The following is an 11,458-nucleotide window of genomic DNA, read 5'->3' as shown; positions in this document are numbered from 1 at the left end:
GGCCATTAGTCTAAGTATTTGGATGAACTTAGCTGATCAGATCGTAGATTGATGATTTAGTTCCATGATTTGTGTCGTCCTAAAAAGCGTTACTTTTCAAATTTCTTAGATAGTCATTAAATTGTATGTATATTGGCGTTTACTAAAAACTCTGCCGTGCCCTCGTCTATAATTAAGTCAGACACATACCCACCTAGAATCGCACCTAAGGTTGCATCGTAGTTTCTTTGACCGCCCGCGAGGAAGATACGACGTTCTACTTGTCGAAGTTGAGCCAGGCTGATGCCTAAAATACGAAAATCAATATCAGCAACGACAGGGCGACCTAGGCGGTCGTAAAATCGGCCGCAGATGACGCCCACTGCGCCAAGTTCACGGTAGTTTTGCATTTCTTTCTTAGATAAAACGCCCACTCTAATTAATGGGTTTTCATCTAATGCGTTACCGACAACGAACAACGCTTTATTGCAGTGAGTTAGCGCATCAAAGTTTGCTCTGATGATCGGTTCTGCTTGCAGTTCTACGGCAAGTCGAGAGCTTGATACGACGGCAGGAACGTGCAGAGAAACCACGCTACCCGACAACTTATGTGCAAGCTGGGATGAAGCTTCAATAGTGGTAAAGTCTGGTTGTGCTGGCATAGAACCAAGCATTTGCATGACAGTGACATTTTTACATGTCTTGGGCGTCATCACTTCACTCATCTGGTGGATGGTTCGTCCCCATGCGACACCCAGAACATCTCCGCTCTCTACAACCTGATTTAAATACATGCCGCCAGCACGAGCTAGACGTTCACGCATGAGTTTAGAATCTTCTCGTTGATTCACGTGTTCCCCATCAGGGACGATGACCACTCGCTCAAGCGAAAATTTTTCTTTAATTGCTAATGCACGGTCAATAGAAGAAAAGGTGTTTAAATCCAAGTTGATTTGAACCAGTCCTTTTTCCCTCGCTGTTTGCAGGTACTTCACTACCGTTACGCGAGAGACACCCATTAACTTGGCGACTTCGGTTTGACTCAGCCCTTCCTGATAATAGAGCCAAGTCGCGTGAAGAATCGGGTCATTATTAAATGAACTGACATTTTTTAATACAGCATCGGTCATTGACTGCTATTCCTTGCTTATATCGCGATCGTAAATTTACATCTTCGGATAATTATAAAAGGTTTATTCAGTAGCATAAACAGTTTGAACTTAATATACTTTTGTATTGTTGTAAATACAAAAGGAAACATAGTTATGCTTAAACATATCGATCCTCTCTTGAGTGCGGAACTGCTTTTTGCATTGGATAAAATGGGCCACGGTGACCGACTGGCTATCGTTGATGCAAACTTCCCTTCTTACTCTCATAGCAGCAATACCCATATATCTCTTATTGGCGTTGACGCTTCTACTGTGTTGACGAGTGTTGTGAAACACTTTCCTCTTGATGCATTTACTGAAACACCATTTTTGATAATGGCTCAAGATGGAAGTCAGGAACTGACTGAATCAGCGCAAGATTTCATTAATGTTCAACGATCTTCAGAAGAGGCTTCACATAAGTATGCGCTGGTGGATAGGCAGGATTTTTACGAAATAGCCAAGTCGTGTCAATTAGTGATTAGAACCAATGATCGCCGAGCATACGCGTGTATGGTTTTACAAAAAGGTGTGATCTTTGACTAGCGTCTAATTTTTTACAACCGTGAGTACCCACTGGGTGCTCATTTTTTAATCTGCTATCTCCATCACAGAAAGATTTACAATTGTTCTTTTAATATTACGTTTGTAAATTTTGACGGCAGATGGAGTGGGTCATGTCAAAAACATCCAACACAATAGAGATACGTGCCATTAAAAAAGCATTTGGCCAAAATACTGTATTGCATGATGTGAGCTTAACAATTCAGGGTGGTAGTGTGCTCGCATTGATGGGAGCGAATGGTGCGGGCAAGTCTACGTTAGTAAAAATACTCAGTGGCGTTTACAGCGCAGACGATGGTGAAATACTGATCAATGGTAAAAAGGCGGACGTGTCTACACCGCAATCTGCTCGTGATGCTGGCATTATTACCGTTCACCAAATTATCAACGACGGGGTTGTGCAAGATCTCAATGTGGCCGAAAACCTTTTGCTCGACAAACTTTGTGATGGCCGCTTTGGAACTTACATCTCTAAGAAAGCACTGGAAGCTCAGGCAAAGCCATTGGCTGAAAAAATAGGGCTTACTCTACCGTTAGATACTCAGGTGTCAGAGTTGTCGCAAGCGGATAAACAGTTAGTGGCTATCGCCCGCGCTATTTCAGACAAACCAAAGTTGCTTATTCTGGATGAGCCGACTTCGTCGCTGTCTGACACCGAATCGGTCAAGCTGTTTGAAGCGGTAAAAACTATGCGCAGCCAAGGTGTGGCTGTTGTTTATATTTCTCATCGAATGTCAGATATTCGTACGTTGGCAGATAACATAGCCGCTCTGCGTGAAGGACGGATAGTTGGCTATTTTGAGCCACCACTGGATTACGATGCTGCGGTTGACTCAATGCTGGGCCATGCGGTTGGTGCTGTGAGCCATCAATATCAGCCTGGAGAGAAAAAGGTTCTTGAACTGCTTGATGTAAAACTCAAGCCTGAAACAGAGCCATTCAACTTGTCTTTCCACACCGGAGAGGTGGTCGTACTGACAGGGCTGTTATCTTCGGGATGTACTTCGGTCGTCGAAGGTATATTTGGTATGAGCCCATTCGCTTCAGGGCAAATTATGCTGGATGGTAAACATTGGGCACCCAGTCACCCTACCCATGCAATAGAGAGCGGTGTGTTTATGGTTCAAGAGGACCGAGGCAACAACGCACTGATTCCCGATTTTTCGATAGAGAAGAATGTCAGCCTGCCGTTTTTGAAACGATTCTCTACGTTTGGTTTTATTGATACCAAAAAGGAAAAACAGGTGGTTGAAGAAGCCATTCAAACCACCAAAGTCAAATATTCAGATCAAACCGAGTTAATGACTACCTTGTCAGGTGGTAATCAACAAAAGGCTATGGTTGCAAGGTGGATGATCGATGACTGTCGAGTCCTTCTGCTCAATGAACCCTTTCAGGGGGTTGATATTTCGTCTCGCCGGCAGATAGGCCAACTGCTAAGAAATACGGCGACCGACCGAGCGACGATAGCCGTCTGTACCGATATTGAAGAGGCACTTGAAATTGCTGATCGGATTATTGTTTTTAACCATAACCGGTTGATAGGAATACATCAGATTGATCAGGTACATATGCCGACACTGATTAAGCAAATCGCTGCCGCCCCAACCCCAAATAATAACAACACAACAATAGAGGAAGTGACTGATGAAAAATACGCGTGAATTTGCCATTAAGTATGGATTGCTGATTCTGCTAGCACTGATGTTAGTGCTTTTTTCCGTCGCTGAACCCGCGTTCTTAAGCACGATCAATATGATGATTATTCTTCAATCAGTATCCATTGTTGCGATTTTGGCGTTAGGGGTTACAGCGACCTTGGCGGTGGATGGTTTTGATCTTTCCATCGGTTCTACCGCAGCATTTTCAATGATGACGGCCAGTTATGTCATGGTGGTATTTGATGGCGGTACAACGATGGCGATTCTCGCTGCCATTACCGTCGGTGTCATCGTTGGCTTAGTTAATGGCTTTATGACAGTGCAAATGAAGGTTCCCGATCTGCTAACCACACTGGGCATGATGTTCTTATTATTGGGTCTTCAATTAATACCGACTCAGGGACGCTCAATTTCAACGGGCATGAGCCTTGCCAATGGTGAAACTGCCAGCGGGACGTTTTCTGAAAGCTTTCTGTTTTTAGGTCGTGCTCGGATTTTTGACATCATTCCTGTCCCGGTGGTGATCATGCTGGTACTGGCTGTGATTACTTACCTATTTTTGGAGAGAACACGCCATGGGCGCGTTATGTACGCGATTGGCTCTAATGAGCAAGCGGCCAAACTGGCGGGTGCTCGCGTTAAGTTCTATCGCTATGTCGCTTATGTGATGTCAGGCGTTTACGCCTCAATTGGTGGAATACTTTTGGCTGCGCGAATTGGTCGTGGCGATGTGAGTTCTGGTAACTCTCTATTAATGGATGGCGTGGCTGGTGCTTTGATCGGTTTCGCCGTGCTTGGGGCGGCTAGGCCCAATGCACAAGGTTCGGCTATCGGTGCGCTTTTCGTCGGGGTACTGCTAAACGGACTGACCATGATGAACACCCCTTACTACACGCAAGACTTTATCAAAGGCATGGTACTAGTCGCGGCGTTAATGTTTACATTTGGCTTATCCAACAAACGTGCATAACAATAAGGAAATTATAATGAAAACCTTCAACAAAATAACACTATGCGCTTCTATCGCAGGTGCAATGGTTTCTGGGTTCGCAACGGCAAACACAGAAAACCCATTCGAAGGAAAAGAGATTCGTATCGCTCATGTTAGGTACTTGTCACAAGGTGATTTTCCCGAGTTGTATCTAAAAGGTGTAAAACGTCAGGCAGAGGCATTGGGTTTTAAACTGGATGTCTACGATGCTCGTCAAGATGCTTCGTTACAACGTAACCAGCTAGAGCAGGCGATCATGAAAGGTTATGACGGTATTGTTCTACAGCATGGCTTTACCGACTCAATTAAAGATTTGGCGGATCTGGCAGTACAGAACAACATTAAAGTGGTTGCCTTTGATGTCAATGCTGATAACCCTAGTATTCCTCAAATTAACCAAGATGATCACCTAATTGCACGTATGTCTTTGGAGCAAGCGGTAAAAGACAATGGCGATTCATGGAAAGCCGCTTATGTGTACGTGCCAGGTATCCCACCATTAGACCGACGTGACGAAGTCTTTACCGAGTTCAAGGAGAAGTATCCAAACATCAATGAGATTTCTCGTTTCGGTACCATGAACAACCCAATACCAAACCAAGTTGCTGACCAAGCGGCTGCGGTATTCCGTGCCAACCCAGACATTTCTGTTGCGTTTTCACCTTATGACGAGTTTGCCAAAGGTATCAAGATCGCGGTTGATGAAGCGGGTCTATCAAGCAATGTGAAGATTTACAGTGCGGATATTTCTAACTCAGATATTCAGGCCATGCGTGAACCAAACAGTGCATGGGTAGCCACGGTTGCCACCAACCCATCGATTATGGGTGAAGTTAGTGTTCGTGCTTTGGCGACTTTACTGAAAGGTGAAGCTGTTGCTAGCCAAGTTACCGTTCCTCCTGTGCTGATCACGCAAGAGATGTTGAACAAGCAAAACATCAAAAACATGGATGACTTAGTGAAGAAAATTCCTTCGTTCTCATCATCAGATGTACTGGTATCTGACTGGATGCCAATGCCAAAAATGAACTGATCGTTTGTCAAAAGGGAGAAGATTTTCTCCCTAATCACAATTTAATCATATTTAGGATGGTCGTTATGTCGAATACCGTTCCAGCTGGCTACACGCCGTTAAATAGTGAATCGTTACCTCAATACTTGCATGGCAAGCTGCCTAGTGATTTGGAACTGGGCGGAGAACCCAATCAGTGGACAGTGAGTGAAGTTGGTGATGGCAACTTGAACTTAGTTTTTATTGTCCAAGGTTTAGCTAAGACTATTGTTGTCAAACAAGCATTGCCATACGTTAGAGCCGCTGGCGAAAGCTGGCAGTTGTCACTGACACGCGCTTTTTTTGAGTACAACGTGTTAAACATAGAAGCCGAAGTCGCAGGACACGATTTAGTCCCTCAAGTGTATTTTTACGACCAAGATATGGCGATATTTGCCATGGAATATTTGGCGGACCATATCATTCTGCGTAAAGAATTGATTGCCGGACAAACCTTCTCTGGTCTTGGTGAAGATGTGGGATTGTTTCTTGCCAAAACACTCTTTAATACGTCAGATTTGGGAATGGATGCGGCAGAGAAAAAAGCCCTGGTGTCTAAATTTGCCGTCAACCACGAACTGTGCAAAATCACAGAAGATCTCATCTTTACAGAGCCTTATTACGATGCAGAGCGCAATAACTGGAACTCTCCAGAGCTAGATGAGGATGTTCGTAAGGTATGGAATGACGAGGAAATGATCCAAGTCGCCATGCGTTACAAATACAAGTTCATGACCGAAGCACAAGCCTTACTGCATGGTGATTTACACTCCGGATCTATTATGGTGACGGATACCGATACTAAAGTCATCGATCCTGAATTTGGCTTTATGGGGCCAATGGCATTCGATATTGGTAACTACATCGGCAATTTACTGATGGCTTACTTCTCACGTCCAGGTTGGGAAACAGATGAGGCAGCATGTCGTGAATCACAAGAGTACTTGTTACAGCAAGTTTCCGTGACGTGGGAGGTGTTTGTTTCACACTTTACTGAACTATGGAATGAGAAACAGCAAGGCGAAGCCTACCCAACAGAAATCTACCAAAATGGATTGGGTGAACGTGCGCTAAAAGCCGCCCAGCATGAATTCTTTACCACTCTATTTGAAGACACGTTAGTCAACGCAGGTTTAGAAATGAACCGACGCATTATTGGTTTTGCGGGTGTTGCTGATTTTAAACAAATTGAAAGCCCAGAGCTTCGTGGCGAATGCCAACGTCGAGCATTGAAATTGGCACGAGAGCTGATCGTGAACGCTAAAAATTATCGAGATGTCGCCACTGTGGCTCAACTCGCGCAAAGTTGTTAAGAGGTCACTATGAAAATTAATGGAATACACCAACGTACTGTATGGCTGGGTCAAGATGGTTGGTCGGTAGAAATTCTCGATCAAACCAAGCTGCCATTTGATGTTCAAGTCATCTCTCTTACATCTATGGAACAAGCAGCTAAGGCGATTAAAGATATGTGGGTGAGGGGAGCTCCGCTTATTGGTGCGGTTGCTGCTTATGGAATGGCATTGGGAATGAAAGAAGATGCCAGCGATGAGCATTTGCAAAAATGCTATGACGTGTTGATTGATACACGCCCGACAGCCATCAATCTCAAATGGGCGTTGGATCGAGTGTTTGCAGAGCTAAAACATAAGTCCGTTGAAGATCGCCAAACCATTGCTTATCAACTGGCGGCTCATATCGCTGATGAAGATGTTCAGTTATGTGAGAGCATTGGTGAAAATGGTTTAGAAATCATCAAACAAATCGCCAGTAACAAGCCAGAAGGTAGCACCGTCAATATTCTTACCCATTGCAATGCGGGTTGGTTAGCAACGGTAGACTGGGGTACAGCGATTTCTCCGATCTACAAAGCGCATGAAGCGGGTATTAAAGTCCATGTTTGGGTAGATGAAACTCGACCTCGTAATCAAGGATTGCTAACGGCGTTCGAGCTTGGCTCTCATGGCGTTCCTCATACCTTGATCGCGGATAACGTCGGTGGGCACTTAATGCAACATGGCGAAGTGGATCTGTGTATTGTCGGTACGGATAGAACCACTGCGAAAGGCGATGTGTGTAATAAAATCGGCACCTATTTGAAAGCGTTAGCTGCTCATGACAACAAGGTTCCATTTTATGTGGCTCTGCCATCACCAACGATAGACTGGACTGTTTATGATGGCGTTAAAGAAATTCCTATCGAGCAACGCTCCGGCGAAGAGCAATCTCATGTGTATGGTATCGACCCGTCTGGCAAGTTGAGCTGGGTCAATACGGCTCCTAAGGGAACGGAATGTGGAAACTATGCGTTTGACGTTACCCCAGCCAAATATGTGACGGGTTTTATTACCGAACGCGGTGTTTGTGAAGCAACAGAGAGTGCACTGTCCGCCATGTTTGCTGACCTCAAAGCCCCAGAAATTGCTTAGTCTGCTTTAATATGGAGCCGACAGGCTCCTTTTCTTTAAGGACGCTGTGATGAACAGAGAACAACTTGCACAACAAATTATCGATACCTGCTTGGAAATGAATGCGCTTGGACTAAATCAGGGAACGTCTGGTAACGTCAGTGCGCGCTATCAAGAAGGGATGCTGATTACGCCAAGTGGTATTCCCTACAGCAAATTAACGCCTGACATGATTGTTTACGTTGATGAAAATGGCGTCTACGAAGCGGGTAAAGTCCCTTCGAGTGAATGGCATTTTCACCTTGCTTGCTACTTGGCCCGACCGGAGCTTAATGCAGTGGTTCACAACCATGCGGTAAACTCAACCGCGGTTTCTATCCTCAATGTAGCCATTCCTGCGCTGCATTATATGGTGGCGGTGACAGGGACGGATCATGTGCCGTGCATTCCTTACGCGACATTCGGTACTCAAGATCTTGCCGATTATGTCACAGAGGGTATGCGTCAAAGCAAAGCTATTTTGATGCAGCATCACGGCATGATAGCGATGGAAGTGAACTTGGAAAAAGCGCTGTGGTTGGCGAACGAAGTCGAAGTGCTGGCGAGCCTTTATTTGAAAGTTTCGTCAGTGAGTGAAAAGGTGCCGGTTTTATATGATCAGGAGATGAGAACAGTACTGGATAAGTTTAAAACCTATGGTTTAAAGTCAGACTAATGAGTTTTAACAACAAAGCACGCTTTTTAGCGGGCTTTGTTGTTTCTACTGTCCTGATACTATCTCAAAGTTAAAGTTATCGTGAAAACAAACCTGTTTATCAGGGTGGCGTCAACAGGGGGGGGCTTCAAAGCGATGGCTGTTCGGTATTATCTCTTAGCAGTTAACGTCTAATTGTACTTGTATTACACTCTTTGCCTGTATTCGGATGCTTCCGACAAAAAGAGTAGAACATTCACCTCTACATCCTACACTTTAATCTATATGGTGTAGCGCCCATTTAAACCAGCAACTAAAGTTTATTCAGTGCAGAGTGAAAACTTCGCAGTTAATTTTAATAGCCAAATCTAGAGTAACGCCGTGTCAGTCACATCCTTTACCAACCGACGAAAGTCTTCCCGTATTGAACTTGAAAAAACGGTTCCCGCCTCTTGTTTGTTTAATCGTTGGTTTAAGCCTGTCATCCAAGTTCAAGTTATCGATGTTTCTAATCACGGTATGAAGCTGTTCACTAAGGATTATCTAAAACTTTCGAATGCGACTATTCGCATTGACGCATTACAGGAAGGCGTCAAAGGCAAAGTGGTATGGCGGCACGAAAGGGATGGCGGTTATATGTGCGGATTTATGGTGCAAGAAGGGAATGAAATTTCTGACGAAGACATAGCGTACTTAACTAATTTATAAATCAATCAGATTTGGTTCGATATTTAGTTACCCTAGTCAGAAAAATCGCAAAGCTGGTGTCTTAAAAATGATACTCTATGCAAATTTATTCAATTAGCGAAAGCTAAATGCTGAACAATTTCAGCGTGCTATAACCCTTTGTCAGAAAGACTTTAGTTCATTTTTTATCTAATTCCTTAGTTTAAAATAAGGAATTTCTGATTATTGACGACGGTGTTTCGGCATTGAAGATGACTTTCTAATGTGAGTATTATTTAACAGTTTTAACGAATGGCCCAATGTGTAACATTAAACTATGAACGTTTTAATCTGTGATGACTCTGCATTAGCTCGAAAATCCTTAAGTCGGACTCTTGTTAATTTTTACGATATTGAGATTTTTTTTGCGGAAAATGGCAGAGAAGCACTAAGTGTACTCGCTCATAATCGAATTGATGTTCTGTTCCTCGATCTGACTATGCCAGTGATGGACGGTTATGACGTGTTGGGAATGCTACCTGTTAATTCATATCCGACCAAAGTCGTTATTATCTCTGGTGATGTGCAGAAAGCGGCCAAAGAACGTTGTTTTGCATTGGGCGCGTCTGATTTCATCGAAAAGCCTTTTAAAATCGAGCAGCTAGAGGCTGTTTTCAAAGGTTGTCATGTTAAAAACTCCATTCATAAAAGCATAACTTCAGAACCCTATATTGACTCTGATTCGAAATTTAGAGAGCTGACCAATATCGCGCTAGGTCGTTGTGTTGCTTTGATTTCAGAGAGCGTTGGAGATTTTATTAACATGCCTTTGCCTACGGTAGGTGTATTGGTTCCATCAGAGCTGGAGATGGCCGTTCACGATGTTTTATATCGAGACAATGTGAATGCTGTTACACAGCGGTTCACAGGCGCAGGCATTCACGGTGAGTCTCTGGTGACTATCAGAGGAAAAGAATTCGCCAAAGTGGGTGAGCGTCTCGGTTATCCGCTGCAAGATGCAAACAGCAACGAATCATTACTTAACATCTCCAACCTAGCGGTATCGACGTTTCTGCGTGTATTGGCGGAACTTATCATGGTCAGCTTTACTCTTCGTCAGCCAGTTTTAATTAATAGCTACGAAAAGGAGCTGCTTTCACAGCAAAAGGTCACCAAGTCTGCATTTACGGTCGAGTTTTCTTATTCTGCTGAAAATCTCGATTTCCAGTGCGACATCTTGCTGCTGATAGACATGGAATCCGTAAAAGTAATCGATAAACTGATGGAATCTTTTTAATGCCGAAATTGACTGTAAATGTGCGGGATTTCCATTGGGGAATCCAAGCGTTAGACACTATTGACGTTGGATTGGTGGTGCTGGATGTCAATTACGAAGTGTGCCTCTGGAATAGTTTCATGCAGAACTACTCTGGAGTCATATCGACAAAAATTATGGCTAAGAACCTGTTTGAAGTCGTACCTGATCTCCCTGAAGAGTGGCTCAAAGCTAAAATAGATGCGGCAGTCAAACTAGACACAAGAACCTTCTCCAGATGGGAAGACAGACCTTACGTCTTTCAGTTTAAAAACTACTCACCTTACACCAACAAAAGTACCATCATGTATCAGAACATGGTGGTCACTCCGTTGAAATCGCTCAATGGTGATGTCTCTCATGTGTGTATCATGATTCAGGATGTCTCTGATATTGCGAAGAATAAGCTGCATTTAGAGCAATCAAATCAGCATTTATCAAACATGAGTCGCACCGATGGTCTGACGCAATTACTCAACCGCTCTTATTGGGAGTCTCTACTGATGAAAAAGTACGAGAAAATCATTGCGACTGAAGCTCCTGCGTCATTGGTTATTTTTGATATCGACCATTTCAAGAAGGTCAATGATACTTTTGGCCATGCTGCTGGTGATGATGTTATTCGCAAAACCGCGGAGGTGTTGCGTAAGACAGCGAGAGCTTCCGATCATTGTGGCCGCTATGGTGGTGAGGAATTCACTGTGCTGTTGCCAAACACCACTGTTGACCAAGCGAGGTATTTTGCTGAAAGGTTGCGTAAGCGAATCGAAGCCGAGGTTGTCAGTACCGAGCAAGGTGAAATCCGATACACCATCAGTCTTGGCGTTTGCGCGTTTAATAAGAAGTTTCGTACACATTCGGAATGGCTAGAACATGCAGATAAAGCGCTGTACGAATCAAAAGGGCAAGGACGAAATCAAACCACAGTGTTCGCATAGGGTCTTATTCAAAAGCTAAATCAAAAGCCAAACCGGATCT

11 protein-coding genes are annotated in these 11,458 nt (G+C 43.9%); 10 read left to right on the top strand and 1 reads right to left on the bottom strand.

The genetic code is table 11. The features are described from left to right. Positions 1 to 116 precede the first annotated feature (116 nt). Positions 117 to 1,109 carry a sugar-binding transcriptional regulator gene (locus tag HKI82_RS19790; protein ID WP_171138957.1) on the bottom strand — a complete coding sequence of 331 codons (993 nt, stop codon included), beginning with the start codon at positions 1,107 to 1,109 and terminating at the stop codon, positions 117 to 119. A 135-nt stretch (positions 1,110 to 1,244) separates the two neighbouring features. Between HKI82_RS19790 and HKI82_RS19785 the strand changes: the two genes are divergently transcribed. From HKI82_RS19785 to HKI82_RS19740, 10 genes are all read left to right on the top strand, one after another. Continuing rightward, a complete protein-coding gene (locus HKI82_RS19785) occupies positions 1,245 to 1,676 on the top strand; it encodes an RbsD/FucU family protein (protein WP_171138956.1) in 432 nt (143 codons plus the stop codon). Between the two features lie 131 nt (positions 1,677 to 1,807). Beyond that, complete coding sequence (locus HKI82_RS19780; protein ID WP_171138955.1) at positions 1,808 to 3,358, top strand: sugar ABC transporter ATP-binding protein; 1,551 nt, start codon at positions 1,808 to 1,810, stop codon at positions 3,356 to 3,358. Next, positions 3,342 to 4,325 carry an ABC transporter permease gene (locus HKI82_RS19775; protein WP_102943094.1) on the top strand — a complete coding sequence of 328 codons (984 nt, stop codon included), beginning with the start codon at positions 3,342 to 3,344 and terminating at the stop codon, positions 4,323 to 4,325. Before HKI82_RS19780 ends, HKI82_RS19775 begins: the two co-directional genes overlap by 17 nt. A 16-nt stretch (positions 4,326 to 4,341) precedes the next feature. Beyond that, positions 4,342 to 5,379, top strand: a complete 1,038-nt coding sequence (locus HKI82_RS19770; protein ID WP_171138954.1) for a substrate-binding domain-containing protein — start codon at positions 4,342 to 4,344, stop codon at positions 5,377 to 5,379. Between the two features lie 65 nt (positions 5,380 to 5,444). After that, entirely contained in the window at positions 5,445 to 6,710 is a 1,266-nt protein-coding gene (mtnK, locus tag HKI82_RS19765) for an S-methyl-5-thioribose kinase (protein WP_171138953.1), read from the top strand. Between the two features lie 9 nt (positions 6,711 to 6,719). Continuing rightward, positions 6,720 to 7,826 (top strand): S-methyl-5-thioribose-1-phosphate isomerase, encoded by a 1,107-nt coding sequence (gene mtnA / locus HKI82_RS19760; protein ID WP_171138952.1) that lies wholly within the window; start codon positions 6,720 to 6,722, stop codon positions 7,824 to 7,826. 49 nt (positions 7,827 to 7,875) lie between these two features. After that, the gene (locus HKI82_RS19755) at positions 7,876 to 8,520 is read left to right on the top strand and encodes an L-fuculose-phosphate aldolase (protein WP_171138951.1); all 645 of its coding nucleotides are present in this window, start codon (positions 7,876 to 7,878) and stop codon (positions 8,518 to 8,520) included. Positions 8,521 to 8,880: 360 nt separating this feature from the next. Beyond that, the gene (locus tag HKI82_RS19750) at positions 8,881 to 9,207 is read left to right on the top strand and encodes a PilZ domain-containing protein (protein ID WP_102943089.1); all 327 of its coding nucleotides are present in this window, start codon (positions 8,881 to 8,883) and stop codon (positions 9,205 to 9,207) included. Between the two features lie 295 nt (positions 9,208 to 9,502). Then, positions 9,503 to 10,462 (top strand): response regulator, encoded by a 960-nt coding sequence (locus HKI82_RS19745; protein ID WP_171138950.1) that lies wholly within the window; start codon positions 9,503 to 9,505, stop codon positions 10,460 to 10,462. After that, positions 10,462 to 11,418 carry a sensor domain-containing diguanylate cyclase gene (locus tag HKI82_RS19740; RefSeq protein ID WP_171138949.1) on the top strand — a complete coding sequence of 319 codons (957 nt, stop codon included), beginning with the start codon at positions 10,462 to 10,464 and terminating at the stop codon, positions 11,416 to 11,418. The genes HKI82_RS19745 and HKI82_RS19740 overlap by 1 nt, the downstream gene beginning before the upstream one ends. Positions 11,419 to 11,458: the final 40 nt, after the last annotated feature.

The organism is Vibrio plantisponsor, from assembly GCF_013041605.1.
Taxonomy (GTDB): domain Bacteria; phylum Pseudomonadota; class Gammaproteobacteria; order Enterobacterales; family Vibrionaceae; genus Vibrio; species Vibrio plantisponsor.
This window is presented reverse-complemented; position numbering and strand designations above follow the sequence as displayed.

What these genes read in the sequence shown, in the direction of transcription:
- HKI82_RS19790 (WP_171138957.1), bottom strand. Translation starts at nt 1,109, where the DNA reads ATGACCGATGCTGTATTAAAAAATGTCAGTTCATTTAATAATGACCCG.
- HKI82_RS19785 (WP_171138956.1), top strand. Translation starts at nt 1,245, where the DNA reads ATGCTTAAACATATCGATCCTCTCTTGAGTGCGGAACTGCTTTTTGCA.
- HKI82_RS19780 (WP_171138955.1), top strand. Translation starts at nt 1,808, where the DNA reads ATGTCAAAAACATCCAACACAATAGAGATACGTGCCATTAAAAAAGCA.
- HKI82_RS19775 (WP_102943094.1), top strand. Translation starts at nt 3,342, where the DNA reads ATGAAAAATACGCGTGAATTTGCCATTAAGTATGGATTGCTGATTCTG.
- HKI82_RS19770 (WP_171138954.1), top strand. Translation starts at nt 4,342, where the DNA reads ATGAAAACCTTCAACAAAATAACACTATGCGCTTCTATCGCAGGTGCA.
- mtnK (WP_171138953.1), top strand. Translation starts at nt 5,445, where the DNA reads ATGTCGAATACCGTTCCAGCTGGCTACACGCCGTTAAATAGTGAATCG.
- mtnA (WP_171138952.1), top strand. Translation starts at nt 6,720, where the DNA reads ATGAAAATTAATGGAATACACCAACGTACTGTATGGCTGGGTCAAGAT.
- HKI82_RS19755 (WP_171138951.1), top strand. Translation starts at nt 7,876, where the DNA reads ATGAACAGAGAACAACTTGCACAACAAATTATCGATACCTGCTTGGAA.
- HKI82_RS19745 (WP_171138950.1), top strand. Translation starts at nt 9,503, where the DNA reads ATGAACGTTTTAATCTGTGATGACTCTGCATTAGCTCGAAAATCCTTA.
- HKI82_RS19740 (WP_171138949.1), top strand. Translation starts at nt 10,462, where the DNA reads ATGCCGAAATTGACTGTAAATGTGCGGGATTTCCATTGGGGAATCCAA.